This is a genomic window from Paenibacillus mucilaginosus 3016 (assembly GCF_000250655.1).
Lineage (GTDB): Bacteria > Bacillota > Bacilli > Paenibacillales > NBRC-103111 > Paenibacillus_G > Paenibacillus_G mucilaginosus.
The window spans coordinates 4,433,565-4,459,797 of the sequence record NC_016935.1 but is presented as its reverse complement, the minus strand read 5'-3'; the positions used below and the strand labels follow the sequence as shown (position 1 = coordinate 4,459,797).

21 protein-coding genes and 1 pseudogene are annotated in these 26,233 nt (G+C 55.0%); 19 read left to right on the top strand and 3 right to left on the bottom strand.

Annotation, left to right across the window (positions count from 1 at the left end; all coding sequences use genetic code 11):
* Positions 1-8 precede the first annotated feature (8 nt).
* Complete coding sequence (locus PM3016_RS19180) at positions 9-1,100, top strand: AAA family ATPase (protein ID WP_041619177.1); 1,092 nt, start codon at positions 9-11, stop codon at positions 1,098-1,100.
* A 30-nt stretch (positions 1,101-1,130) separates the two neighbouring features.
* The gene (locus PM3016_RS19175) at positions 1,131-2,222 is read left to right on the top strand and encodes a vWA domain-containing protein (RefSeq protein WP_238540244.1); all 1,092 of its coding nucleotides are present in this window, start codon (positions 1,131-1,133) and stop codon (positions 2,220-2,222) included.
* Here the strand turns inward: PM3016_RS19175 and PM3016_RS19170 are convergent.
* Positions 2,172-3,092, bottom strand: a complete 921-nt coding sequence (locus PM3016_RS19170) for an SDR family NAD(P)-dependent oxidoreductase (protein WP_014370590.1) — start codon at positions 3,090-3,092, stop codon at positions 2,172-2,174. The two genes, PM3016_RS19175 and PM3016_RS19170, sit on opposite strands and share 51 nt — an antisense overlap.
* 152 nt (positions 3,093-3,244) lie before the next feature.
* Here PM3016_RS19170 and PM3016_RS19165 point away from each other — a divergent pair, with 152 nt between their 5' ends.
* From PM3016_RS19165 to PM3016_RS36785, 6 genes are all read left to right on the top strand, one after another.
* Positions 3,245-3,700: a MarR family winged helix-turn-helix transcriptional regulator gene (locus PM3016_RS19165; RefSeq protein WP_014370589.1), complete on the top strand. Its 456-nt coding sequence runs from the start codon at positions 3,245-3,247 to the stop codon at positions 3,698-3,700.
* A gap of 65 nt (positions 3,701-3,765) precedes the next feature.
* Positions 3,766-4,191, top strand: coding sequence for a NucA/NucB deoxyribonuclease domain-containing protein (locus PM3016_RS19160; protein WP_041619176.1), 426 nt, complete (start codon positions 3,766-3,768; stop codon positions 4,189-4,191).
* A gap of 185 nt (positions 4,192-4,376) precedes the next feature.
* Entirely contained in the window at positions 4,377-8,285 is a 3,909-nt protein-coding gene (locus tag PM3016_RS19155) for an Ig-like domain-containing protein (protein ID WP_014370587.1), read from the top strand.
* Positions 8,230-8,406, top strand: coding sequence for a hypothetical protein (locus PM3016_RS38745; protein WP_014370586.1), 177 nt, complete (start codon positions 8,230-8,232; stop codon positions 8,404-8,406). The genes PM3016_RS19155 and PM3016_RS38745 overlap by 56 nt, the downstream gene beginning before the upstream one ends.
* A 7-nt stretch (positions 8,407-8,413) precedes the next feature.
* The gene (locus PM3016_RS19150) at positions 8,414-9,466 is read left to right on the top strand and encodes an Ig-like domain-containing protein (RefSeq protein WP_014370585.1); all 1,053 of its coding nucleotides are present in this window, start codon (positions 8,414-8,416) and stop codon (positions 9,464-9,466) included.
* An 83-nt stretch (positions 9,467-9,549) separates the two neighbouring features.
* On the top strand, positions 9,550-12,459 hold the full coding sequence (locus tag PM3016_RS36785; RefSeq protein ID WP_014370584.1) for an S-layer homology domain-containing protein: 2,910 nt from the start codon (positions 9,550-9,552) through the stop codon (positions 12,457-12,459).
* A 143-nt stretch (positions 12,460-12,602) separates the two neighbouring features.
* On the opposite strand, the gene PM3016_RS19135 is transcribed toward PM3016_RS36785, so the two are convergent.
* Positions 12,603-13,847 (bottom strand): hypothetical protein, encoded by a 1,245-nt coding sequence (locus PM3016_RS19135; RefSeq protein WP_013918143.1) that lies wholly within the window; start codon positions 13,845-13,847, stop codon positions 12,603-12,605.
* Between the two features lie 519 nt (positions 13,848-14,366).
* On the opposite strand from PM3016_RS19135, the gene PM3016_RS19130 reads away from it, so the two are divergent.
* On the top strand, positions 14,367-15,263 hold the full coding sequence (locus tag PM3016_RS19130) for a DMT family transporter (protein ID WP_014370583.1): 897 nt from the start codon (positions 14,367-14,369) through the stop codon (positions 15,261-15,263).
* A gap of 37 nt (positions 15,264-15,300) precedes the next feature.
* Positions 15,301-15,699, top strand: a complete 399-nt coding sequence (locus PM3016_RS19125) for a DUF2251 domain-containing protein (protein WP_013918140.1) — start codon at positions 15,301-15,303, stop codon at positions 15,697-15,699.
* 98 nt (positions 15,700-15,797) lie between these two features.
* Here PM3016_RS19125 and PM3016_RS19120 read toward each other — a convergent pair whose 3' ends face one another.
* Positions 15,798-16,544, bottom strand: a complete 747-nt coding sequence (locus PM3016_RS19120; protein WP_013918139.1) for a FadR/GntR family transcriptional regulator — start codon at positions 16,542-16,544, stop codon at positions 15,798-15,800.
* Between the two features lie 225 nt (positions 16,545-16,769).
* On the opposite strand from PM3016_RS19120, the pseudogene PM3016_RS41445 reads away from it, so the two are divergent.
* The 9 genes and pseudogenes from PM3016_RS41445 (at position 16,770) to PM3016_RS19080 (ending at position 26,172) form a co-directional block, all read left to right on the top strand.
* Positions 16,770-17,926, top strand: a pseudogene (locus PM3016_RS41445) (CaiB/BaiF CoA transferase family protein).
* A 5-nt stretch (positions 17,927-17,931) separates the two neighbouring features.
* Positions 17,932-18,771: an amidohydrolase family protein gene (locus tag PM3016_RS19110; RefSeq protein ID WP_014370582.1), complete on the top strand. Its 840-nt coding sequence runs from the start codon at positions 17,932-17,934 to the stop codon at positions 18,769-18,771.
* 65 nt (positions 18,772-18,836) lie between these two features.
* Complete coding sequence (locus PM3016_RS19105) at positions 18,837-19,289, top strand: MaoC/PaaZ C-terminal domain-containing protein (protein ID WP_014370581.1); 453 nt, start codon at positions 18,837-18,839, stop codon at positions 19,287-19,289.
* Positions 19,286-20,014: a Gfo/Idh/MocA family protein gene (locus PM3016_RS19100; RefSeq protein ID WP_238540243.1), complete on the top strand. Its 729-nt coding sequence runs from the start codon at positions 19,286-19,288 to the stop codon at positions 20,012-20,014. The genes PM3016_RS19105 and PM3016_RS19100 overlap by 4 nt, the downstream gene beginning before the upstream one ends.
* Positions 19,911-20,381, top strand: a complete 471-nt coding sequence (locus tag PM3016_RS39880; RefSeq protein ID WP_238540659.1) for a Gfo/Idh/MocA family oxidoreductase — start codon at positions 19,911-19,913, stop codon at positions 20,379-20,381. Before PM3016_RS19100 ends, PM3016_RS39880 begins: the two co-directional genes overlap by 104 nt.
* Positions 20,378-21,550 carry an ABC transporter substrate-binding protein gene (locus PM3016_RS19095; protein ID WP_014370580.1) on the top strand — a complete coding sequence of 391 codons (1,173 nt, stop codon included), beginning with the start codon at positions 20,378-20,380 and terminating at the stop codon, positions 21,548-21,550. Before PM3016_RS39880 ends, PM3016_RS19095 begins: the two co-directional genes overlap by 4 nt.
* Positions 21,551-21,696: 146 nt before the next feature.
* Positions 21,697-24,039 (top strand): helix-turn-helix domain-containing protein, encoded by a 2,343-nt coding sequence (locus PM3016_RS19090; RefSeq protein WP_014370579.1) that lies wholly within the window; start codon positions 21,697-21,699, stop codon positions 24,037-24,039.
* Between the two features lie 253 nt (positions 24,040-24,292).
* The gene (locus tag PM3016_RS19085) at positions 24,293-25,276 is read left to right on the top strand and encodes an ABC transporter permease (protein ID WP_014370578.1); all 984 of its coding nucleotides are present in this window, start codon (positions 24,293-24,295) and stop codon (positions 25,274-25,276) included.
* Between the two features lie 74 nt (positions 25,277-25,350).
* On the top strand, positions 25,351-26,172 hold the full coding sequence (locus tag PM3016_RS19080) for a carbohydrate ABC transporter permease (protein WP_051044980.1): 822 nt from the start codon (positions 25,351-25,353) through the stop codon (positions 26,170-26,172).
* Positions 26,173-26,233 lie beyond the last annotated feature (61 nt).

The following is a 26,233-nucleotide window of genomic DNA, read 5'->3' as shown; positions in this document are numbered from 1 at the left end:
GTAAACCCATGAATATAATAGAAGAGAATCTATTGTCGCCGGGAAGACAGCTGACGGATGTGGAAAGGGACCTCATCTGGAAAAAGCCCTTATCCCATAAGGCGAGTGAAGAAGAGCTGCGGATCTGCAGCGAAATCAGACGCAACTGGCACCGAGGCGAAATGAAAATCGCCAATATTCTCCTGGAAGGCGATGCCGGTTCGGGCAAAACCCAGCTGGCCAAAGCCTTGTCGGCGGCATTCGGGCTGCCCTATACGAAAGTGACCTGCTTCGCCGATATGGATAAATCCGATATTATCGGCTCTATCTTGCCCGTCATTTCTCCCGAGCGCTTAGAGAAGATGGAGCCTGCGGAGCAAACCGTTCTGAAGGCCTTGTATGAAAGCGACGGGTTTCAAAGCACAGCGGAGATTCTGACGGGCGTTCTGGGGATGACGGAAGAACAGGCGGCGGTGAAGGTGAAAGAATTGTGCAGCATGCTTGCCCGGGAAAAAGAGGACGAGGCGGTATCTTACCGGTTCTATCCGTCCGAGATTGTGAGAGCCTATCGGCACGGCTATCTTCTGGAAATCCAGGAGCCTACCGTGATCCGTGACGCCGCCGTATTGATGGCGCTCAACTCGGCCCTGGAGCTCGACGGCAGCCTCAATCTCCCGACAGAGATCATACGCCGGCATCCGGATTTCATCGCGGTCATCACAACCAACCGGAGCTATGCGGGAACCCGGCCGCTCAACGAAGCGCTGCGGGACAGGGTCCAGCACACGGAGAAGATGGATCTGCCCGGCAAGAATATCATGGTCGATAGAGCGATGGCCAAAACCGGTTATACCGATGAAGAAGTGCTGGATGTCCTGGCGGATGTCATCATTCTCCTGGACCAAACCGCCCGCGCGAATGCGATTAAGGGCGTGGCGGGCATGCGATCCTTGTTCTATTGGGCGGATGCTGTAGCAGCAGGGACTTCCGTGCACGAATCCCTTTACCATAAAGTCATCTACAAGATGACAACCGACTCCGAGGAAATCAAGATACTGGAGGATGCCTTGAGGAGCCGAGGCTTGCTGGCCGGTTTGGACAAGGTGGAGACGGAGACGTAAAAAAAAACGGAAATTCTAGATGAAATCGAAATGCCATCCTGGGGCACGGTCGACGATGCCGATCCGGAGCCTGATAAGAAGACAGGGGAGCAGGGTATAGCGGTCAAAAAGTCGGCGGATGGGGAGGAAAGCACTTCTGAGGTTTCGAATGAATCCACTTACACGGTAAGCTCGGATCAGGGGGAGGAAGGAGCGCCGCTCTATCATCAGGCGGACCCCGATTCCATGGCGGAGGAAGCGAAACAAAAAGAGCGGATGTTCCGCAAAAAGCTCAACCGGGATGCAAGGGCGGCGGTCTCCGGCTCCATTCACCAAAAGGTGAAGCTCATCGTCCACCGGCCGGATTATACGCCCGAAGCCGAGCAGGAATATGAACGCTTAAGCAGGGAGCTTATGCCTATCGTGCGGGAAATCGCCAGAAAAACCCTCCCCCTGCTGGAACAAGAAAATTCGTGCGAATTTGCCAGAAACCAATACCACGGCAGCCGCTTTCAGGCAGACCGCGTGGCTTATCAGGACTTCAGGTATTTTGCCAAAAAGCGTCCTCCCACCGAGAATCCGGCCCTAGTGGTGGGGCTGCGAGTGGATGAATCCGCGTCCATGTCGGCCTTCGGAAGATTGGAAGCGGCCAAGCGTGCGGTACTAGCCGTATACGAATTTTGCCAACTGTGCCAAATTCCCATCTTGATCTACGGAGATACGGCCGACGTTTCCCGATTGGAGCAGATGTCCATTTACGCCTATACCGATTTTGCACAAAGGGATCTCCACGACCGCTTCCGTCTGATGGGGATTCGGGCCCGGAGCAATAACCGTGATGGGATGGCGCTGCGCATGATCGCGGAACGGTTGGCGGCCGCGCCCCAGCAGTCCAAACTGCTGATCAGCCTCAGTGACGGGCAGCCCAAAGCCATGGAGGATTACACCGGAAGCCTTGCCCTGCAAGACATGCAGCTGACCCTTGCTGAATATGAACGCAAAGGCGTAACTTTCCTTGCGGCCGCCATCGGCCAGGACAAGGAAGTGATTCATCGGATCTACGGGAGCGAGAGATTCCTGGATATCTCCAATCTAAACGAACTGCCGGCCAAGCTGGTCCGGATCGTTGCCCGGTATCTTTGACGCAGGAAACCCTTTTGTCTCCAGCAGCGCTTCGGTTGCCTCCCACAGCTTGCGCTGCATGGCGGCATCTCCTCCGGGATACGCCGGTTCGATGGATGTTCCGGTTCCAACGGTAAAGTACCCGCCGGTGATTTGCTGATATTTGGGCTCGACCATCAGGCGGGTCATCAGATCGGCTCCTCTCCGCGGATCGCCAAGGCGGAGTAACTTCAACATTCGTTCCAGCAACGGGGCGAACCAGAGCTCCCGCCCGAGCCCGGTAACATTAAATCCCGGATTCAATGCATTCACGCTGATTCCCGTACCTGCCCACCGTCTTGCAAGCTCAGCAGTGAACATAATGTTGAACAATTTGGTTTTCCCATAGATGGGGGAAGACCCGAGTGCGGTAAACGGGGTGGAATCCGTTAAATCCTCCGGCAGCTTCAGCTTCCCGTGACGGCGTGAAGCCTCCGAGGCCACATTCACTATTCTGGCCTTGCCCGCATTCTGCAGGCAGGGCTTTAAGCGGTGTGTCAAAAGCCAAGGCGCCAAATAATTGACCGCGATCATTTCGGGAAGCCCCTCGGGAGTGACGCGTGCCTCAAACGCATGGATTCCCGCATTGTTCAACAGCACATCAATGGCAGGGTAAGCAGCGGCGATTTCGTTCCCTACCCGGTTTACGTCCTTAAGGAGCGACAAATCCGCATAAAAGAAGTCCACTTTCGCAGAGGGTGCCTTTTCTTCCATCTGCTTTTTTGTGTGTGCAGCGCGATCTTTACTCCTGGCAGTCAGAACAAGGTGAAAACCGCGTCTTCCCAGTTCTAACGCGACGAGCTGCCCCAGCCCGCTGGTGGCCCCTGTGATGACAGCTGTTTTTTTAGTCATGGTCACTGCTCCTTCATAATGATACCATTTTTCTACACTCTTCCTGTGGGAAGCAAGCAGCAAGCATTTAGTTGACATATATCCATTATATTGACTTAATTGATATTTGTCAATTAAACTAGAGTAATGGATTCTAAGAAAGGGGATTGCGAATGGATAACCAACCGGGAACGGAATCGAGGGAGAGACTCCAGCTTCAATTGGGGGAGCAGCTGAATGCTCTCATCAGTGCTGTCCATGCCTTGAACGTCAGAGCTGCAGCGAAATTCGACCCCGCCATTCAACCTGCGGCCTTCCATATCGTTCGCTGGCTGTATTCCTATGGACCAACGAATGCCGCCGCATTAGCGGAATCCACTGCGATGGATCGCAGTTCGGTAAGCCGACTTGTCAAACAGCTGGAGTCCCTGGGGTATGTGAACAGAGAAGCATCGCCTAAGGATGGAAGGGGAGTGGTGCTGTCACTTACCGAGGATGGTCAACAAAAGGTAATGGAGGCCCTTCAGGAGAAAGAATCCGTTTATTATGAACGACTCTCGAACTGGAAAGATGAAGAGCTTCGTGACTTCATCCAGATGCTCAGGCATTTCAATGGATGGAATCGATGATTAACGTTCCACTATGACCGCGTAGAGATGACCACATAGTAACAGGAGGGAGCCGAAAGTCACGAATGAAGAAGGTGCGCTTGATCGTTCAGATGATATTTTTTCTCATCCTTGCTATTGTTGTATTTCAAGTTCTTGGAGAACAGGATACACAGCAGCCAGACGGCGTAGACTATACGCTGATTCTGCCGGCGGACCGGTATCCCGAGACGCTGAAGCATATCCGGGAGGCTATAGCCGAAGGGGAATCGGCTGTGTGTACGATTGACCGGGAGGGGGCGGAGGAGAACCGCAAAGAATCGCTGAAAGGCATTCCGACGAAAAAGGGCTACGACCGGGATGAGTGGCCTATGGCGATGTGTGCCGAGGGCGGCACCGGTGCGGATGTAGAGTATGTGCCCTTCGCGGATAATAGGGGGGCAGGCTCATGGATCGGCAATCAGCTCGAGCGGTTCCCGGACGGAAGCCGGATTTTATTTCAATTGCCATAAGAAAATGATTTCGTAAGTGACCAGGCACACCGAACCGGTGTGTCTTTTGTTTTGATCCAGCTGTAATCGGTCTCATTATTCTCTTGAAAAATTTTTCTAATGTATCCCTCGACATAAACCGACATTAATGGAATGTGACTATTTTAAACTTTTTGAGAAACGTAGAAGGAAGGAACGTGCATCTCATGTATAGACATCAGGCAATCAAGGTGCTGACCACTGCAGCACTTCTCAGCACTCTCGTTTCTCCAGTTCAGGCAAGCCCCTTGCAGGGGGCCTTTACAGATATTGAACATTCTTATGCAAAAGGCACGATTGAGCAGCTCGTAGAAGCGGGCATCGTTGAGGGCGTTGGAGAAGGCCGGTTCATCCCCGCGGGCCGAATGACACGGCAGGATTTCATCATCGTCCTGGCCCGCGCGCTTGGATTGGATATCTCCAATCCGCCTTCGGCTCCAACCTTCACGGATATTCCGGTAGAGCATTACGCTTATCCCTATATTGAGGCTGCCGTGAAAGCCGGGCTGGTCAGCGGGATCCGCGAAGGCCGTTTCGGCGGTGCTCAGCCTCTGACCCGCCAGGACATGGCGGTTATTTTTGAAGCTTCAATTGGGGAAGCCACACCTGCGGGAGCCGCGGCTTCTGTTACATTCAAGGACGCCGAAGCCATTGCAGAGTATGCCAAGAAGGCCGTAGCCAAGGCTGCGGATCTTGGACTGATTGAAGGCGGGGATGACGGCCGCTTCCGTCCGCTGGATGAAGCGGACCGCCAAGCCGTTGCTATGGTGGCCGGGCGCTTCCTTCAGATGGCTCCCCATACAGTCCAGCGCATCTCCAGTGACGCGGTGTATATCGGCGGGCGGAAGTACACGGCGTCCGAACAGGTGCAGAGCATTCTGCACCCCCGGAACAGCCTGGTCCTGAAAGGGGCCAAGATTCGCTTCGAGGAGGCGGACGGCCAGATCAGCAGGATTACTTACCTCGAGCTGCGCAGCAGCGGTAAAGCCGCGCTCCCCGGCGGAGAAGAGTTCAGCGGCAATCTGCTGCTGCATGGTCAGCAGGGCGTGATTGATGGGGCGCTTAAGGTGGCCGCAGACTATATCTCACTGAAGGATCTGACCATTACAGGCGATTTGGAGATCAGCCGTGAGCTGCAGCAGGACTTTTACAGCGAAAGCATCGATGTAAAAGGGAAGACGCTGGTCAACGGCGGCGATACGAATACCGTTGTCTTTAAGGATTCCGCGTTAACCACCGTGGATGTGAATAAAGAAGAGGTACGGGTCGAGATCCTCGGCCAGGCTTTCGTCCAAGAGGTGAATGTTACTTCGAACGCCGCGCTTGTGGGAAGCGCGGAAGCGAATATCGATCAGGTCACGCTGAAGGATGGCGCGCAGAACGTGGAGCTGCAGGGCAAAGTTGACGCTCTGCAGGTGAATGCAGCTACTACCATTACGGGGAGTGCCAGCATCGGCAAAGTGACCATTGATACGGCCGCTCCGGTAACATTGGGAACCATGGGGACGGTCAACCAGCTTAACCTGGCTCCGTCCGCATCCAAGGTTACACTGGGTTCTCAAACGCAAGTGCAGAGCTTGACGCTTCCGGCGGGGGTGACACCGGGCAGTGTCGTTACGAACTATTCCCAGGTCCAATCCCAGATTGGGGCGGTGAGCGGAGTACAGAGCACTTCAGCTCCAACGTCTTCCACCAGCTCCTCCGGCGGAGGCTCCTCTACGGGAAGCTCGCCGAAGGTCGCAAACCCGATCAGCGATTTGACGATTACCATGGGCTCGACCAAAGATATCGATCTTTCCCAGGTATTCACCGATGCTGACAACAACATAACTTCCTACAAAGCGCAGCTCGTTAAGACCGCTTCTGCACCGGAAATCGTCACGGCAACGGTCACCGGGAACATACTCACGGTGGAACCGCGGTTGAAAGGGAAAATAACGGTCAGAGTTCAGGCATTCGACAAGTATAACAACAAGGCTGCCGATGATTTCATCGTTACGGTCAATCAGCATCCTGTGGCCGCCGATGTTCCAGAGCAGTACGTCACCCTGAATGCGGGGAATACGCTGGTGAACCTGAGCACGTACTTCAACGACCCGGACCTCGATGCGCTTACATATGAGGTTACAGCTTCGGATCATCCGGAGGTGGCCACGGCGGCCGTATCCGGCAGTGAACTCATCTTGACGCCGGCGGGGCCTGGCTCCGCTTCCATTACGGTTACAGTGCAGGACGGTAAGGGCGGGTCCGTGAGCAAAGTCATCACGGTCAGAACCAACCGGGCGCCAGACGCTGACGCAGCCATTGCAGAACAAGTGGTGACGATGGGAACCGTCGGCAAACTGGAGCTTTCAAATGCCTTTGGCGATTTGGACGGAGATACGCTGACATTCGAGGCCTCCTCCCAGGATCAGCAGGTCGCTGTGGTTACGGTCAGCGGTTCTGAGCTGCAGATCACGTCGTTAACGGACGGACAAACCCCTGTCACGGTAACGGCAAAGGACGGCAAAGGCGGACAAGCCTACCAAACCTTCACGGTGCGTACGAACCGGGCTCCGCAGTTGGCAAACCCTGCTGCGGATCAGGACGTCATGATCGGTGCCGGTCCTGTAACGGTGGACCTTACTTCCGTGTTCAGCGATAGCAATGGCGATTCTCTGACCCTGCAGGCTGTAGCTGCAGATCCGGGCATTGCCGCCGTGAGCCTCACCGGCAAGCAGGTGCAGATTACACCGCTCGCCGGCGGGTCGACGACCGTCACCATTACAGCAGAGGACGGCTTTGGCGGATCGATCACCGACGCCTTCCTCATTCGGGTGAATGAGGCGCCGGCACTCGGGCAGCCGATCGCCGATCTTATGCTTCAAGAGAATGGGACTGCGGAGATCATAGACTTGTCGGGGAGCTTTACGGATGCCAACGGGGATGCCCTGATCTTGACTGCAGCTTCCGTCGACACCGGCATTGCCACGGTATCGGTGTCCGGTACGCAGCTGACGGCCGTACCGGTATCCTCCGGAAGCACAAGCGTAACGGTGACGGCAGACGACGGCCGGGGGGGCACGGTCAGCGGCAGCTTTACGGTGAAGGTAAACCGCAAGCCGGAAGCGGCAGGCTCGCTGACGGGCCAAACGATCACGCTAGGGGAGGGGAGCCAAACGGTAGACTTCAGCGGCCTGTTCACGGACCCGGACGGGGACTCCTGGACGATGGAAGCGGTATCGGCCGATCCGGGTCTGGCCAGCGTATCGGTTACGGATAAGAAGGTTCACCTTACGCCGGTGGCCGCGGGCTCGACCTCGGTGACGGTCACGGCAAAGGACGGCCGGGGAGGAAGCTTGAGCCGGACCTTTGCCGTCGATATCAACCGGGCTCCGCAGGTGCTGAACGCCCTGGAAGACAAGGTTATGACGTGGGGAGACAGTGACCTGCAGCTGGATGTGAGCACGCTGTTTGGCGACCAAGACCAAGACGCCCTTACGCTGACCGTAGAGTCGCTGTCGCCGAATGTGGCGACGGCTGCACTGAGTCAGGGGCAGCTCACGATTCACCCTGTGGCCGGCGGGACAGCCGAGATTCGGGTCATCGCCAAGGACGGCCGTGGCGGACAGCAAAGCGACACGTTCACCATCCGGATCAACCGGGCTCCGCAGGCCGCGCCGATTCAGGACCAGACGATCACGCTATTCAGCGGGGATGCAGCGGTCGATTTGACCGGCGTCTTCACCGATCCGGATGGGGATCCGCTGACGATCACAGCCGTTTCGTCCAATGCGTCTGCAGCAGCCGTATCCATGAACGGCAGCCGGCTGACCCTCTCCCCAGTGGCTGTGGGTACGGCCAGCGTGACCGTCACCGCAGTGGATGGGCATGGCGGTTCGGTGACCCGGTCCTTTGATGTCACCGTCCGGCCTAATCAGGCGCCGACGGTAGCGGCGCCTGTCAGCAGCCAGTCATTGAAGCCGACCCGCGATGTAACACTGAATCTGCTGCCCGTGTTCAGCGATGGGGATTGGGGATATGCTCACTTACGAAGCTGTCACCTCCGATGCAGCCATCGCTTCCGTCTCTGTTAACGGCAGCCAGCTCATCGTAACGGGCGTGGCAGACGGTCAAGCGGTCATCACCGTGACGGCCCACGACCCTGCGGGCAACACGGCGCAGACCACCGTTCACGGCAAACGTTGCTTCGAATGAATCGCCTGTGGTTGCAGGGACTGTCCCGCTGCAGCTGATCGGCACCGGAGTGCCGGCCAATCAGTTCTCCATTGCTCATTTGTTCACCGATCCGGATAACGATGCGATGACCTATACCGCCACCGCGGCAGATGGAAATCTGATTGGAGCCTCGATCAATGGCAGCACGCTGACTCTCTCTCCGGGAGCCGGACATGGCAGAACTACGGTAACAGTGACGGCCCATGATGGGCGCGGCGGAGTCACGAATGCGACGATCGACGTTTTGGCCGTCCGGGTTGTGGATAACAAACAGATACTGACCAAGCACGGGGTCTCGGATGTTTCGTATGACCTGTCAGCTCTCTTCCCGACGCAAAACAGCCTTACCCTGTACAACCAGACGAAAGGTGCCATGACCCCGGACATACCGCAAGTGCTGAATGGAAAGATGTTTAAAGTGGTTCCGGCAGGACTCGGAACTTATGGGTACTGGGTGATTGCCGAAGACGGGACAGGCGCGTTCATCGAGGTTGTGGTACAGGAGCAGCAGGGGGCGGGTGTTTACTTTGCGGAGTATACCCGTGGACCTGAGGGAAGGATTGCACTGGAGTTCTTCAACCATTCGGAGAGCCAAATCAATTACACGGTAGTAGGGTACCGGTACAATCTGAATACGCAGCAGATGGAAGTCATGATGAACGACGATATCAATTCGACTCCTTATGTCAACGTACAGCAAATTTATCAAGGAAGACTTGGGATCGTAATCAATTATACCTTCTATGATCTGATGGATATCGCGCCGGTTCAAGGGTTCCATGGCATTTTCAAAATGACTACAAACGGGAACGACGGATATGTCATTTGTGCCTTCGAGCTCATTAAGGATGGCCAGGTTGTCGACGTGATCGGCGACAAGAATTGGAGGCCTTCCTCCAATAACACACAACCGCTTCCGACCATTGGAACCATGATTCGTAAACACGGGGTCAGGACCGGCTCTACCGTGTTTCAGCTGAACGGGGAGTGGGACCTTCACCCGCTAACGTATATCTACTTATCTTCTCATACGCCTTAAAGCATTGAAGGAAGACCGAGAGAGGCTGCTTGTGAAGAGCAGCCCTTTCGATCTACAACAAGATGGACACGGGAGGAAACCCAATGTATCGTATTCGCTTCACCCGACGCTTCATGAACGCCCTGCTTGCGGCAGCCTTGGTGCTGTCCCCGCTCGGAGGGGGAGCGCCCACTGTACTGGCCTCCGGGAACTCCATCGGATTGAAGGTCAATACTTATGATGTGCTGGTGTATAAACGGGGGGATATCGCATCCATCAGCATCCGGGGAGACCAGCTCGGACTCCCATCCGATGCCGATGCGGAAGAGCTGCACATCCAATTAACGTATGACGGCGATGTGTTCGACACATCTAATTATACGGTACCCATGCTGAACGGGGGGTGGCAGTATACAGATCCCAGCTATTATTCCGTTGGTCCTAATCTATCGGGCAATGCCACCCTGGATGCCCCTATCGTAGTTGACAATGGGGACGGCACGTATACCATGGATTTGAATATCAAGGCGGACGACCCGGACCATCCAATACAAGCCGGCTCGGATGAGGTCGTGTTGGACTTGATTATGGATGTAAAAAGTGATGCCCCTGCAGTCAGTACCTCCATTGTGTTTACAACGGTGACGATGAAATCCGCTAACGGAAGCATCATCACCACAAATCAAGACGCGGGTGTCTTCTCGCTGACGGATGCCAATGTCTCCGTATTCCTCCCAGATGATGAAGCGGTAGCAGAAGACACAAGTGGACTCGCCATCGGTTACGCGGTGAACGAGTCGGCTGCCGGCGTACAAAGCAATGTCACTCTGCCTCCAACGGGAGAGAATGGGTCGACGATATTGTGGAGCTCCAGCGATCCTTCGGTGATCTCTGAGGCAGGAACCGTGCAGCGTCCTGCTGTCGGACAAGGAAATGCCTCCGTAGACCTAACTGCTGCGATTACTAAAGGACATGTTACGGACACTAAAATGTTCACGTTGACCGTCCTTGAACAGACGCTGAGTGACGCCCAGGCGGTAGCGGAGGCAAGAGAAGCGTTGTCGGTCGGTTATCTTCCTGGTGATTCGGCCGGCGCCGTAACCCGGAATGTGATTTTGCCAGTGAACGCACTTCATGACACGGCTGTTACCTGGACCAGCACGAACGCGGACCGGGTAGACGCAAGTGGTACAGTGACCCGCGGTGATACGACGGAGACGGTCCAAGTGACAGCAACCATCTCCAAGGGTGCAGTGACACTGGAGAAGACCTTCGACCTCACCGTACTGATGTCCGATGCTGCGGCAGTGGCCGCAGACAAAGCGGCATTGCTTGTAGGCTTGCAGCCCAACGACCAGACGGATTCCGTGACGGGTGACGTTACGCTGTCCGCCACAGGCCTGAACGGCACTGCGATCACTTGGTCCTCGGATAAGACGAGCGTGATCTCGAATACGGGCACCGTGGTACGCCCGAGTTACGGTACGGGCAATGCGGCAGTGGTCTTGACCGCAACGGTACAGAAAGGCCAAGCTCAGGACACGAAGCCGTTCACGCTGACTGTTCTGGAGGCTGCTCAGTCCCCTTCGGAAGGCTCCAACGGAGGATCTGGCAGCAACACCGAATCCGGCGGGGGATCGGGCGGCAGCGGTGATTCACTTTCCGATGCCGATGCGGTAACCTTGGCCAAAGAAGCGTTGTCGGTCGGTTATCTTCCTGGTGATTCAGCCGGCTCCGTAACGCAGAATGTGATTTTGCCTCTGAACGGACTTCATGACACGGCTGTTACCTGGACCAGCACGAACGCGGACCGGGTAGACGCAAGTGGTACAGTGACCCGTGGCGATACGACGGAGACGGTCCAAGTGACAGCAACCATCTCCAAGGGTGCAGTGACACTGGAGAAGACCTTCGACCTCACCGTACTAATGTCCGATGCAGCCGCAGTGGCCATTGACAAAGCGGCATTGCTAGTAGGCTTGCAGCCCAACGACCAGACGGATTCCGTGACGGGTAACGTTACGCTGCCCGCCACAGGCCTGAACGGCACTACGATCACTTGGTCCTCTGATAAGACGAGCGTGATCTCGGATACAGGCACCGTGGTACGCCCGAGTTACAGTTCGGGCAATGCGGCAGTGGTCTTGACCGCAACGGTACAGAAAGGCCAAGCTCAGGAGACGAAGCCGTTCACGCTGACAGTCCTCAAGGCCGCACGGAAAGCTTCCGGCGGAGGTGGAGGCATATCTACATCTACAACTACACCTACAACTACACCTACAACTACAACTACACCTGCACCAAACCCATCTGTGCCGGATCCCACACCTGCACCATCTAAGCCCGGACACGCCGGGATCTTCAATAGCAGCGTAGTGAAATCCGACAACAACGTGAAAGAGAACGTATTGGCGAAGGTGGAGGAAGCCAAGAAAGCCGCGGCTCCTGCAAAAGTATCGGATACAAAGGGACACTGGGCACAAAAGACCTTCGATCTCTTCGTCCAGCTTAACGTGATCCAAGGATATGAGGATGGAACGGCGAAGCCGGATCAAACCATCTCCCGTGCGGAATTCGTCTCCATCCTCTCACGCCTCTTTCAAGTCAGCGGCGACAAGCAAGTGGCTCTTCAGGATATCGGCGGCCATTGGGCCAATGAAAATGAAGCGATTAAGCAGTTTGCGGCAGCCGGTGTGATCGGAGGCTATGGGGATGGGACGTTCCAGCCGGACCGGACTATCTCCCGTGAAGAGATTGTGGTGATTATGTCCAGACTTATCAATATGAATCAGCTAAACAAGAACGAGGCAACAGGAACGTTCCAAGACGCAGGGGAATCCTATGCCAAGGATACCATCCAGGCTGCTGCCGAAGCAGGCATCATTCAAGGAAAAGGACCCGGCAGATTTGAGCCGAAGAGCAGCTCTACCCGGGCTGAGGCTCTCCAAATCATTCTTAATACGCTGAACCTGAATTCCGAGATTGCGACGCTGCTGGATTCTCTGGAGTCTTAGGGAATGGAAGGTTTTGGTTCTTTAGCTTCAACAGCGGTCCCCTTGTAACTATCGAGGGGGGCCGCTTCTATTTTGAGGAGATGGACTATTAACAAAAAACAGGTCACCGGTGTGATCGGCGGCCTGTTCCATTAATAAATGAATCATTGAGGTTTAATTGCATACCCGAGGGCTTTCCGCATTTTGAGCACTTTAATCAAATGGTCCTTCAGGGAGGCATGACAGCTTACCTGCACCATCACCTCACTTTTTCGGCCTGCAAACAGTGTCATCCGCTTTTTGTTCACCGCCAGTTCAACGAGTAATCCCAATACGAAACCGCCCGCTAGGCCAAGCAGCCCCCAAATAACCGGTCCCCAGCGCCAGACGAGTCCATAGATCGCTCCCAGAACCGCAAAAATCGTTCCGCCCATCATGGCTCCGTCCAGAATGCTTCTGCCATCGACCCGATGAATGGAATCAATAACATGGATTTGCGTCTCCAGGTTTTCCAAAGGCAGGGCAACAATATTCTGCGAAGGCACGCCGAGCTTCTCAAAATCATGGATCACCATCTCTACAAAAGGCGAAAACTCGAATGTGGCGATGAGTTGTATGGTATTGTTGCTGTTGGTGGTTAGGTGTCCCAAGTTCTCAGCCCTCACTCTTAGGTGTCGTACTTGCTCGATATCGAATAACGTATTGCTTTCATTTACCGATGCATAGGCCTGATATACTGCAAAGGTGTACATGGAGGGCAAAAAGAGGAACCATTTCCAATCCACCATGGCATGTACGCCGCTGAAATCCCCAAGGAACGAATGGAGCCAGGCCCGAACGGCCGCGGCCTTATAGCAAACAAAGATCCACCAGGCCAAAACAAAGGTGCCGACAATCGTACTTCCCCCATATAATTGCCCCAAACCAGGGGTGAAGAGGGACCAGAGCATGCCTGCCCAGGGATTCTTCTTGTCAAGAATAATGACATCAAAGAAGCTGACATCCGAAGGTGCAATAGGCGCATCTTCCACTTCGGACAGAACGTGACTTTTTTTGATCTCCACCGCGCAGCGGTAACTGTCCCAGATACTGTATACATATACGGCCACGTACAGCAGAGCCCAATCCTGATTTATTTGAGCCTTGGCCTCCTCGAATCTGCCGAGAAAGGATAAGGCAATCCCCACGTTGAGATTGGACTGGGTGTTGACCACAAGCTCCCAGATGATCAGAACAAAACCATGCAGGTACTTTCCTATAAACATGTGCCCAAACCCTGGAAAAGCAGCCGACCACCAAGCGGCAATCCAAGGCGTGCGCGGATATACGGAATTGATCCCAAATACGGAGATATGCCCTTTGGCATAACGTGGTTTTATGTTCCCTGGCTGGAACCTCTGATGCGGCATAGGGTATCCTTCTCCTGAGACTTGATGTCATCAGATAAGATAACCAATAACTGCCTGTAATATCCCGGCAGCTTATCTGATTTCATTTTTTAATAAATGAATGGATTTAATTGGTAATCATAGTTACAATGGAATAAGTCTGGTAGAAGACGGCCGGCACTCAGTCTTCCTCGTCCTCCTCCAACATGGAATAAGCATGAAGAAGAAATTCACTGGTAACGCAATAACCGACGGAGTATTTTTGGCCTTCGATGATTCGGTGCCCTGTCGAAAAGAGGTTTAATGCATCTTCTTTGGGTTCTACTTTGCTGCACCTGCAGCAATAAAAATGGGTGCCGCTATCCACTGTATGTATCCCCTTCAGCAACGGGCTTCTCTAAGAGACCGCTTATGATATATTCAAAACGCTGTAATTCTAAAATTATACAAAGCGGCTCCTCCGGTCTACATACACTCTTTATATCTTAGGTTAAATTATTTTAGATTTACTCTGGGCAGGGAGGGATGAAAGGAGGTAGAATGCGGAGTTTATGGGTCGTCACGGCTGCTGTTTTGGTTACGGTTCTTTGGTCTACCTCTTATATTATTAACAAATTCGCTTTCATGGACGGGATCGGACCTTTTATGCTGTCCGGCTTACGGTACCTGACGGCAGTGCTGACGCTGTGGATACTGCAAGCCTTGAATTACAAATGGGGCAAAGACCGAGAAGTTCATGCCCCTAAGATTCCTTTCCTCAGCTGCTTGGTGCTGGGTATCCTTGGATTTTTAGTTGCCCAAGGGCTGCAATATGGGGGCCAGTCGCTTTTGACGCCCACACAATCCAGTTTGCTGCTCAGCATCGGCAATACCTTCTTTGTCGTTCTGATGGATCTACTATGGCTGCGGGAAATTCGAAGCTTGACCATTCTCGCCGGCATTGCCGCAGCGATGGCAGGGACTTTGCTGTATTATTATCCCTGGGATTTCGAAGAGAGCAGTGTGTACGGTATCGGATTGATGATGATCTCTTCGATCGGGTATGCCGCCCATCTAACGATGACAAGATATTTGCTGCATACAAAAAAGGTCCGGTCGGCGGACCTAGTTACGATCCCCATGTTCATCGGTGCGTTAGGCATGATACTCATCGGTCTCATCACCGAAGGGGTTCCCGTCATCACGGGGAAACTGATTCTTATTTTACTCTGGCTTGGATCCGTGAATGGGGCTCTTGCTTTTTCCTTGTGGGCTTGGACACAAAAGCATTTGAGTGCTTATAAGAGCAATTTAATCAACAACCTTATGTTATTGGAAGTCGTCTTATTAGATATTGTTTTTTTCAGCAGGAGCCTGACGCCATTGCAAATCATTGGCTTAACGGTTACCGGCGCGGCCATCTTGGCCGTTCAACTGACACGGCAGAGGCAAACGTAAGCCGGTTCGTGGATGTAAATATGGGAGGCGGTACACTTTGAGCAATCCGGAGATGAGCTTTGTCATAGATGCGGTTTCCCCTGATGGGAAATGGCTGTGCGTGTTTGAAGATAATGGGGAGACCGGTTACCTGTACTTTTGTACCTTGTCACCAGAAGGAGAACTGATGGGGATCTCGGATGCGCTCTGGATCTACAATCAAATTTCCCCTTCCATTCATGAATGCAAACAGGTGCATATGATTTGGTCTAATGACTCTGCCAAGACAGCCCTTATTGTGGATGGGGAGTGTTGGGGGATGTTTGATTTAACCAACAGAAGAAAGCTGACTGCTCCAAGGAGTAATAACGGGATGGAGAGCATACCTACAGCGGTCTTGGAAAACGGAATTCCTGAACACTTAGGAGAACCGCTCGAGTTTGAAGTAAAGTCCTAAACAGCATACGCCTGAGCATCAGCATAAGAAGGCTGCCGGCACGTCCGGCGGCCTCCATTACGTTAACGGACAAGCTGTGAAACGACGCAAAAGGGTTGTTACGTTGTCGGACGGTCCTTCAAAGACCGGGAAGGACGGAGCTCCCCCTTCACCAAGGACTCGTAGAACGCCTGGGACGTCTTGAAGAACTCGTTCGCCGTGGTTCTGACCTTCGTGCTGTCTCCGCTTTCGAGTGCAGTCAGCAGGGCGGACCGGGACTCAATGCTGCTCTCTACGGCCCCGGGCACCTGGAGAATGTGTGTGCTGGTTTCTCTCCGCAGGTGAACGATCGTCTGCATCAGTTTAAAATAAATCGCATTCCCGCAGTGCTCGCCGATGAGCAGGTCGAATTCGTCGAGCAGCTGCAGCACAGCGGAAGCCGACGGCTCCTGCAGATCCCGGATACGCTGCAAAAGAAGGGCCAGCTGTTCCAGGTGGGGAGGGGCCAGCTTACCCGCGGCGGTGCTGTAAATCTCCGTCTCAATCAGCTTGCGGGCGGCGTATACTTCCTCGAGGTTATGGATTTCGTTATGGAACATCCAGACAATCGTATCCTCGGGGATCGGGACCTCCTGGTTGTTGACGAAGCTGCCCTCACCGGCCTTGATTGTGATCAGGCCGATCAGCGACAAGGCGCGCAGCGCCTCACGGACACGGCCGCGGGTTACGCCAAGCGTGGCGGCAAGCTCCCGTTCGTTCGGCAGCTTATCACCCGCCTTCAGCTGCCCTTCGGTTATGAAATGAGCGATTTGCTCCATGATCTGTTCCGTGACGGTGACCCGTTTGACACTTTCCCATTGCACCATGGTATCGGTTGAACCTCCAAAAAAAGGATTGAATTAGCACGGAATCGGTGGTAACCTGAAATCGTGGTACTACCAGAGAACCAATGTGAACTCATCATATCACACCGGAGCTCCGTTGGGGAAGGGCGCCGTTTAGCCCTGTTGTAAGGCAGGTTTTTATTTTGCGAAAGTGGTACTACCAGAATACCGACACTTCGGGATTACAAGGGAAAGCAGGGATCCGTTATGAAACCGCTTCAAGGCTTGCTTGTACTCGATTTCAGCCAGTTTCTGTCCGGGCCGTCCGCGGCGCTGCGGCTGGCTGATCTGGGAGCGCGCGTTATCAAGATTGAACGACCCGACGGGGGAGACCTGTGCCGGAGGCTGTATATTTCGAACCTGGAGCTCGACGGGGACAGCACGTTATTTCATTCGATCAACCGGAACAAAGAAAGCTTCGCCGTGAACCTGAAGGATCCCTCCGAACTGGCCGCTGTCGTTGAACTCGTCAAACGTGCGGATGTGCTCATACAGAACTTTCGTCCGGGCGTGATGGAGAAAATTGGGCTGGGTTACCAGGCGGTCAAAGCGCTGAACCCGAGGCTCGTCTACGGTCAGATCAGCGGCTATGGCCCGAGCGGGCCCTGGAAGGATAAGCCGGGACAGGATCTGCTTGTGCAGTCCTTGTCCGGACTGACCTGGCTGAGCGGCACGAAGGCCAGGGTCCGGTGCCCTTCGGTCTAGCGATTGCCGATATGATGGCCGGCGCCCATCTGGTTCAGGGCATCTTGGCTTGTCTCGTACGGCGCGGCATCACCGGGGAAGGCGGCTTGGTAGAAGCCAGCCTACTTGAATCCGTACTCGATTTTCAATTCGAGGTGCTCAGCACCTACCTGAATGACGGCGGCCAGGCCCCGGTACGCAGCTCCGTCCGCAATGCGCATGCTTACCTCGGAGCCCCCTATGGGATCTACGAAACCCTCGACGGGTATATCGCGCTGGCCATGGGATCCGTTACGAAGCTGGGAGAGCTGCTTGCCTGCGATGCACTAGCGGCCTATACCGACCCCAAGTCCTGGTTCACGGAGCGGGACGCCATTAAGCAGGTGCTGAAGGAACACCTTGTGACGAAATCTACTGCCTATTGGCTGGAGCGGCTGGAAGCGGCGGACTACTGGTGTGCGGACGTGCTGACCTGGGATCGCTTGACGGGGCATGAGGCGTTCCGGGTGCTGCAGATGACCCAAGAGGTCACAAGGTCGAACGGGGCATCGATGGTAACAACGAGATGCCCGATCCGGATCGACGGCGAGCGGCTGGTTTCTACCGCAGGCTCGCCTAGAATCGGAGAGCATAATGAAGTGCTTCTTCAAGAGTTTCAGCTTATTGGGAAGGGAGTGTAGAACCTGTGAGAATCGATGCTCACCAGCATTTCTGGAATTTGGAGAAGCAGGAATACCCCTGGCTGAATCCTTCTCATGGACCCTTATACCGGACCTATGAGCCGGAGGAGCTCGCGCCTTTGTTGAAGGCGGCCGGCGTGGAGAAGACCGTGCTTGTGCAGGCGGCCAATTCTCACGAAGATACGGAGTATATGCTCGGTCTGGGGGCGAAGCATGACTGGATCGGAGGAGTGGTCGGCTGGGTGAAGCTGGATGACCCGCTCGAAGCGGGGAGAAGGCTGGAGCGGTTCTCGGGCCATCCGCTGTTCAAGGGAGTACGCCATCTGATTCATGACGAGCCGGATCCGGACTGGGTGATCCGCAAGGAGGTTGTCGAGGGGCTGCGGGTGCTGGCTTCCTACGGACTTCCCTTCGACGTCGTAGCGGTATTCCCCAACCATTTGAAGCACATCCCGTATCTTGCCGAGCGTATTCCTGAGCTGCGGATGGTGATCGATCACTTGGCGAAGCCCCCCATCAAGGACAAAGGGATGGAGCCGTGGGCATCGCAGCTGGCGCAGGCAGCGCAGTACCCCCAGGTCTATGCCAAGATTTCGGGGCTGAACACCGCCGCGGACTGGGAGCATTGGTCGGCTGCGGATCTGCAGCCTTATGTCGATTATGCCTTCGAGCAGTTCGGCGCGGACCGCTTGATGTTCGGGAGCGATTGGCCGGTCTCCCTGCTGGCGGGGGACTATGCCAAGGTATGGGAGCAGACGGGGATCGCTCTGCGCGGAAGAACCGCTGAGGAACAGGAAGCCGTGCTGGGCGGGACGGCGGCACGATTCTATGGGATTAGAACGTAGGGAAGCGGCAGGAAAGCAGGGCATGGAGGAAGTTTCAATACGGATGAGAGCGGGGGAGTCAGAGGATGTTTCGGTCGGTATACTTCGAGGAATATGAGATTGGCACCGTCAGAGAGACCATGGGAAGAACGATCACGGAGACGGATATTGTGATGCATGCGGGACAAACGGGCGATTTTTATCCGCATCATATGGATGCCGAATGGTGCCGGACACAGGATTTCGGGCAGCGGATCGCGCATGGGACCTTGATCTTCAGTGTTGCGGTAGGGATGACCGCAGGAGTGGTGAATCCCGAGGCATTCTCCTACGGATATGATCGGCTGCGGTTTATCAAGCCCGTATTCATCGGGGATACCATCCGGGTCCGCGTGACCTGGAAGGAAAAGCGCGAACATCCGAAGCGTCCGGACTACGGGTTCGTTACCGAGCTGTGTGAGGTGACCAACCAGCGCGGAGAGACGGTGCTGGTGTGTGAGCACCTGCTGATGGTGAAGCGGCAGGGGGCATCGGCATGAGGGAGCCCCAGCTCGACTACAAGCCCAAGCTTCCGCAGGACCGTTCGATGGGAATCGCCATCGTAGGGGCGGGGGAGATCGTGGCGTCCTGCCACCTGCCGGCCTACCGGATGGCGGGGTTCCGTGTAGTCGGAATCTACGACATCGATGGGACCAAAGCAGGCGCGCTTGCGCAGCAGTATGAGATCCCGAAGGTATATTCCACGCTCTCCGAGCTGCTGGACGATGAGGCGGTGAGCATCGTAGATATCGCGGTACCGGCGAAGCACCAGCTTCAGGTAGTGAAGGAAGCGTCCGCCGCCGGCAAGCACCTGCTGTGCCAGAAGCCGCTGAGCGAGGATTACCGTGACGCGGAGAGCATAGCCACCCTATGCGAGCAGGCCGGGATCCGGGCTGCCGTGAATCAGCAAATGCGGTGGTCTCCCGGGATCCGTGCCAGCAGGGCCATCATGGATCAGGGATGGCTTGGAGTTCCCCTGCAGGCCTCCATCCAGGTCAATGTCAAGACGGATTGGGAGTCTTGGCCCTGGATTACGAAGATTCCCCGGCTGGAGGTGCTGTATCACAGCATTCATTACCTGGACTCCATCCGTTTCCTGTTCGGCAAGCCGGAATATGTGTATGCGGACGGCGCCCGTTATCCCGGGCAGACCAGCCTGGGAGAGACGCGGACGCTGGATTCATATCAAATTTGCGGGGGAGGGCCGGGCCCTCATTCACGATAACCATAACAACTGGGCCGATCCTGAGGACTGGTATGCCACGTTCCGCTTTGAGGGGACGGAGGGCATCATCAAAGGAACCAACGGCGCGCTGTACAACTATCCGCACGGCCGGGAGGACACGATGAGTTACTGTGCGAAGGCTCTTGGCCCCAAGTGGTTCCATCCGGAGCTGGAGGGACGATGGTTCCCGCATGCCTTCATGGGCACGATGGGAGAGCTGATGCGGGCGGTCGAGGAGGAGCGGGAGCCGGAGAACAGTGTCCGCGACAATCTGCAGACGCTGCAGATGGTATTCGCCGCTTACCGTTCGATGGAAGAGAATCGTCCGGTTGATCTGGAGGAAATCGAGAGGGGAACGGGAGCATGATTCATCTGCGTGGAATGACCTGGAACCATCCGAGAGGCGTGCTGCCGCTGCAGGCGGCCTCGGAGGCATTCAAGAAGCGGTATCCCGAGATGGAGATCACCTGGGATGCCAGATCGCTGCATGACTTCGAGGCGTATCCTCTCGAGCGGTTAGCCGAGACGTATGACCTGATCATGATCGATCACCCTCATATCGGTGCAGCGGTGGGGCATGACGTTCTCGTGCCCCTGAATGATTGGATCCCCGAGGAATACCTGGAGGATCAGCGGCGTAACAGCGTGGGTCCGAGCCACGACAGCTATTCCTGGAACGGGAAGCAGTGGGCGCTGGCCGCGGATGCGGCGGCACAGGTCAGTGCATACCGGGCGGATCTGCTGGAGCGGCATGGCTGCAGGGTGCCCGTGACCTGGGAGGAGGTTCGCCGCCTGGCCAAGGAGCTGCCGAAGGAGCATAAGCTGGGGCTTCCCCTCCTGCCGGTGCATGCCTTCGCGAGCTTCGTCACGCTCAGCGCCCAGCTGTCGGGAGGCGGCTTCTGGAAGGAGGGAGCCGAGCTGCACCCGGAGACCGGCGCGGCGGCGATCGCCCAGCTGCAGGAGCTCGTACCGTATCTGCACGAGCGTTCCTTCTCGATGGATCCCATCGGCATGTCGGACCGGATGGCCGCAACGGATGAGATTGCTTATGTTCCGCTGATCTACGGCTACTCGAATTACGCAAGACACGGCTTTGCTTCCCGCCTTCTTCGGTACGCCGATATTCCGTCGGACTCGGGACAACCCGGCGGGAGCATGATCGGCGGGGTGGGGATCGCGGTCTCGAGCCGCTGCAAGCATATCCTGCCGGCGATAGAGTATGCTCAGCTCGCAGCCGGCGGCGAGTTTCAGCGTACGACCTATGTGAACAGCGGCGGGCAGCCGGGGCACCGCAGTGCCTGGACGGATGCAGGAGCGAATGAGCTTACCCATCAGTTCTTCAGGGACACGCTTCGCACGCTGGATCTGGGGTATGTCCGGCCGCGCTTCGACGGATATATCGCCTTCCAGGAGCAGGCCGGCATGCGGATCAGGGAAGCCCTGCTCAACGGGTGCAGCGATCCCGCACAGCTGGTGGTGGACCTGAACCGCCTGCTGTTCAAGCTATCATCAACCCGGAGCGACGCTATCAAGTGAATCCCAACCAGCTGCCTCCCTGGATGCCGCCACACTGTCCAGATATAGGCCGATCCCCTATGCACAGCCCCGTTTGGGGCTGTTTTCGTTTTCCACTTATGGTAAAATGACTTGTATGCGTTTACATATGGATGTGGAGGAAGGGAATGCTGAAGCAGAGTTTTGCGATCTTTCGGCATCGCAGTGTGTTTGTGCGCATGCAGCTGTTCTTCATCGTGCTGATCGTCGGGTGTATTTTGACCGTCGGTTTTGGTTCTTATTATACTTCTTCCACGCTGCTCATCAACGAAGTCGTAGAGTCGAACGAGACGTATATCGAGCAGGCAAGAGACAATATCGATAAAGAGATCGAGGCGCTCGACAATGTAACCAGGCAGATCTCGGTGCAGCCGATTCTCCGCAGAGCGTTATATATGCCGGACAGCGGCGACATGTCCAGCATTCTGGTGTTTACGGATGTGATGAAGTATTTGAACAGCGTGAAGCTGCACAATCCCCTGATCCAAAGCTTGTGGCTTCACTTTTACCGGTTTCCCGTTGTCGTCAGCAATGAATCGAAATACAGCAGCCGGTTTTTCTACGAGCAGGTATATCCTGTCGAGCCGCTTCCCGAGAGCGGTGACGATAAGGCGGACTTCCGTTTAATCTCATTGGGACGGCAGATCATCCAGACCGGCTCCGACCGGAAGCCGGTGATTGTATTCGCCCGGCCTGCACCGCCGGAAGAGAAGACAAAGAAGGGCGTTCTCTATGTGACGTTGGATGCCGACGAATTTGCCGCCCGCATTAACCATGGGAACCAGGACCGGCCGCAGTTTACCTATATTGCGGATGGCCGGGGGAATATCGTACTCAGTCATGAAAGCGGCGCACTTACCCGGCAGCCGAAGGAAAGCGACCAGTCCGCTTTGATGCAGAAAATCCGGGACATGGGCCGTGGAGAGGGGAATTTCCGCCAAACGATCGACGGGACGGAGCATCTTGTCGTCTATGTATCGTCGCATGTGAATGAATGGACCTATATCAGCCTTATTCCCGTGCGGGCCATTATGGAGAAATCCGACCGCATCCAAAATACTACGCTGCTCGCCGCGGTGATCTGCCTGCTAAGCGGACTGGTCGTCTCGTATTTGCTGGCCGGCCGCCTCTATGCTCCGATCAATCAGATCATCCAGTACTTGAACGCAGCCGGGGTTGGGGCCTCATCGCGTCTTGGCGGCGGTAAACTGGATGAACTCGGATTTATTAATCGGATGATCAACTATGTGTATGACGAGAACCGGGGCTTGAAGGATACATTCGAGAAGAACCAGCCGGTGCTCAGGGAGAAGTTCCTGACCGATCTGCTGGAGGGAAGAGTTACGGCTTCCGCTGTGGAGGAGACTGCCCCTGCCATCAACCTGAACCTCCCTTATTCGCTGTTTCAGATCGCGGTCTTCGAAACCGTTGATTTCGGGCTGGATGATCAAGTCAATGCCGAGGGAACGAACATTCTGGTCCTGTTGGATTCGCTCGCGCAAAGCTTCGGCGGAACCGGCGTGACGATTCACTATGTGCGCAAGCGCAGCGACAAGGTGGTGGCGGTCTTCAACCTCGATGAGGAGAATCCATCGCCCGAGATCGTCTACGACTTTGTTAAGCTGACCGCCGCTCACTTTGAAGAACACTATGCCCGCAAATTCACGGTAGGCATCGGACGGGTATGCAGCGGTCCGGAATCCGTCTCCTTTTCTTATTTGGATGCATTAAGGGCGCTGCGCTACAAGAGTGTCAAGGGCCAAGGCAGCATTATTTTCGTCGATGAGGTATCTCCGGCGTCCGGCAGCACGGTCCTTTACTCCATGGATGTGGAGAAGCAGATCATGAACCTGACGAAAATCGGCAGGATGGAAGAGCTGCAGCAGCGCTTGAATGAGGTCCTGGAACAGAACAGGCAGAGCATGCAGACCGAGCCCGAGCTGGTCGATCACTTGTTCTATGCCCTTGCAGGCACCGCTGTCCGGACGATCTACGACATTCAGGCTGCGCCGGAAGACATCTTCGGGCAGGGATATGATCTGTACCGGGAACTGACCGGGCAGGAGACGCTGCAGGGGAAGAGGGACTTCACCGTCCGCCTCTTCAGGGACATCTCAAATTACATTCACGTCAAAAAGGAAAGTCAATCCGAGAAGCTGCTGCACAAAGTGAGAACCTACGTGGAAAAGCACTACCAATCGGAGCTGTCCTTAAGCCAATTGGCCGAGAGCCTGGACATGTCTCCGACGTATCTGAGCAGTAAATTCAAGGAAATCGCCGGTATGAATTTCGTCGACTATGTACACGGTGTCCGAATCGCGAAGGCCAAGGAATATCTCTCGGAAACCGATTGGACGGTGGCCGCGGTCTCCGAAGCCGTGGGGATCCTTAACGTGAATACGTTTATCAAGGTGTTTAAGAAGTACGAGGGGATCACTCCGGGACAGTACCGGCAGATGAAGTCCTCCTAAGAACCGGACAAGGCTTGCCCGCTTGTCCGGTTTTTGTGCACTAGAAAACCCGCATGAAACCGGCGCATTTGCAGCCAAAACGTTAATTTTAATGATTGATCGTACATTCGAACGATACGAAAAATCCCACCCGCAGTGCTCCTTCTGAAGGAAAGAGGATCGAACGAACGATTCAGCGATATACATACCGCCCTGATTCCCGCATGATCAAGATATCACCAACACACATGGGATAAAGGGGAGGAAGACGCTAATGAATGCCCGAGACGGAACGCCGCGACCGGTTCCGGTGAATACGGCCGCGAGAGGAGCCAGAAACCGCAAAGCCTTAACCCGATTAGGCAAACGGCTGATGAATGAATATCATTTATACCTGATCTTTTTACCGGTCCTGATTTATTACTTGATCTTCAGGTATATGCCCATTATCGGTTCGGTCGTGCTGTCCTTCATTGATTTCAACATGTTCAAGGGAATCGCCGACAGTCCATGGGTTGGGTTGAAGCATTTTCTGCAGTTTTTCGATTCCATTTATTTCTGGCGGCTGCTTCGCAATACCTTGATGATCAACCTATTGAATCTTGTGTTCGTCTTCCCGATGCCGATTCTCTTCGCATTATTGATGAATGAGGTGCGCTCCAAGATTCTCAAGCGCAGTGTGCAGACCATCAGCTATCTGCCGCATTTTGTCTCGACGGTCATTATGGCGAGTATGGCGGTGACGTTCCTGTCACCGAGCATCGGCTTCGTGAACAACCTCTTGGCCTCGTTCGGCGGAGAGCGGATCGCCTTCCTGCAGAAGCCCGAGTATTTCTGGGGCATCTACACTGTGCTGGATATCTGGAAAACGATGGGCTGGTCCGCGATCCTTTACTTTGCCGCCTTAACCGGAATCAATGGCGAATTGTACGAAGCGGCCATGGTCGACGGAGCGAACCGCTGGAAGCAGATGCTGAATATTACGCTGCCCGGCATTCTTCCCACGATCATCATTATGCTGCTTCTGAAGATCGGACATATGCTGGATATCGGCTATGAAGTGATTCTGCTGCTCTATAATCCTTCAACCTACGAAACGGCGGATGTGATCAACACCTACGTTTACCGCAAGGGTGTCATTGAAGCAAGCTACAGCTTCTCCAGCGCCGTAGGCCTGTTCCAGTCGGTCATCGGACTGATTCTGATTGTGGCGGCCAACCGTTTGGCCAGGAAATATGCAGATTCCAGTATGTGGTGAGGAGGGGCGCAGGAGATGCCTTATCAACGTTTAACCGCTTCCCGTATCGTATTCAACGTCTCAATGCACTGTTTATGACGCTTGTGGTCATCCTTACCTTGTATCCCTTCCTCTACATTCTGGCCGCTTCCTTCAGCGATCAGCTGTTCATTCAGCAGGGGAAGGTCGGGATTATTCCGAAGGGCTTCAACCTGGATGCCTACAAGCTTGTATTCGAATTCCCCATGATCGGCAGGTCCTACTGGAACACGGTCGTCTACACGGTGACCGGAACGCTCGTCAGCGTGCTCCTTACGGTGTGCGCGGCCTATCCGCTGTCGCGGAAAAGCATGCTGGGACGGAAGTTCTTCACCGGAGTGATCCTGCTGCCCATGATCTTCGCCGGGGGCATCGTGCCGACCTTCCTGATCGTGAACGCGATGGGCATGCGCAATACCATCTGGGCGATCATTATCCCCGGCGCGGTCTCTTCGTTCTATGTGTTCATTCAGCGGACCTTCTTCGAGGCGATCCCGCAAGAGCTGGAGGAAGCCGCGCGCATCGACGGCTGCAGCCATATGCAGATTCTGCTGCGCATGATTCTCCCGTTATCGCTGCCTTCCCTGGTGACGATCGGCCTCTTTTATGCGGTGGGGCAGTGGAACAGCTTTTTCCCTGCGATGCTCTATCTCAGCGACAAATCGATGCATCCGATCCAGCTGCTGCTGAGGGATATCGTCATCATGAACCAGACGGATTCGGTGCTGACCGGTGCGGCTGCCGACGAAAGGGCCATGATCGGGGAATCGGTCAAGTTCGCGACGATCATGGTAGCTACGGTGCCGATCCTGCTGGTATATCCTTTTATTCAAAAGTTCTTCGTTCAGGGCGCTATGGTCGGTTCCATCAAAGGCTAGCCGGCAAGCTGGTTGCTTAGATTAGATAAAGGCTGCATAGACAAAAGGGAGGTTATTCCAC

Excerpts from the sequence above, each read along its gene's own strand:
- PM3016_RS19170 (WP_014370590.1), bottom strand. The coding sequence starts at position 3,092 with ATGACTAAAAAAACAGCTGTCATCACAGGGGCCACCAGCGGGCTGGGG.
- PM3016_RS19135 (WP_013918143.1), bottom strand. The coding sequence starts at position 13,847 with ATGCCGCATCAGAGGTTCCAGCCAGGGAACATAAAACCACGTTATGCC.
- PM3016_RS19100 (WP_238540243.1), top strand. The coding sequence starts at position 19,286 with ATGAGGGAGCCCCAGCTCGACTACAAGCCCAAGCTTCCGCAGGACCGT.
- PM3016_RS19085 (WP_014370578.1), top strand. The coding sequence starts at position 24,293 with ATGAATGCCCGAGACGGAACGCCGCGACCGGTTCCGGTGAATACGGCC.
- PM3016_RS19120 (WP_013918139.1), bottom strand. The coding sequence starts at position 16,544 with ATGGTGCAATGGGAAAGTGTCAAACGGGTCACCGTCACGGAACAGATC.
- PM3016_RS19090 (WP_014370579.1), top strand. The coding sequence starts at position 21,697 with ATGCTGAAGCAGAGTTTTGCGATCTTTCGGCATCGCAGTGTGTTTGTG.
- PM3016_RS19165 (WP_014370589.1), top strand. The coding sequence starts at position 3,245 with ATGGATAACCAACCGGGAACGGAATCGAGGGAGAGACTCCAGCTTCAA.
- PM3016_RS19155 (WP_014370587.1), top strand. The coding sequence starts at position 4,377 with ATGTATAGACATCAGGCAATCAAGGTGCTGACCACTGCAGCACTTCTC.
- PM3016_RS19180 (WP_041619177.1), top strand. The coding sequence starts at position 9 with ATGAATATAATAGAAGAGAATCTATTGTCGCCGGGAAGACAGCTGACG.
- PM3016_RS19105 (WP_014370581.1), top strand. The coding sequence starts at position 18,837 with ATGTTTCGGTCGGTATACTTCGAGGAATATGAGATTGGCACCGTCAGA.
- PM3016_RS36785 (WP_014370584.1), top strand. The coding sequence starts at position 9,550 with ATGTATCGTATTCGCTTCACCCGACGCTTCATGAACGCCCTGCTTGCG.
- PM3016_RS38745 (WP_014370586.1), top strand. The coding sequence starts at position 8,230 with ATGCTCACTTACGAAGCTGTCACCTCCGATGCAGCCATCGCTTCCGTC.
- PM3016_RS19160 (WP_041619176.1), top strand. The coding sequence starts at position 3,766 with ATGAAGAAGGTGCGCTTGATCGTTCAGATGATATTTTTTCTCATCCTT.
- PM3016_RS19080 (WP_051044980.1), top strand. The coding sequence starts at position 25,351 with ATGACGCTTGTGGTCATCCTTACCTTGTATCCCTTCCTCTACATTCTG.
- PM3016_RS19175 (WP_238540244.1), top strand. The coding sequence starts at position 1,131 with ATGCCATCCTGGGGCACGGTCGACGATGCCGATCCGGAGCCTGATAAG.
- PM3016_RS39880 (WP_238540659.1), top strand. The coding sequence starts at position 19,911 with ATGCGGACGGCGCCCGTTATCCCGGGCAGACCAGCCTGGGAGAGACGC.
- PM3016_RS19095 (WP_014370580.1), top strand. The coding sequence starts at position 20,378 with ATGATTCATCTGCGTGGAATGACCTGGAACCATCCGAGAGGCGTGCTG.
- PM3016_RS19130 (WP_014370583.1), top strand. The coding sequence starts at position 14,367 with ATGCGGAGTTTATGGGTCGTCACGGCTGCTGTTTTGGTTACGGTTCTT.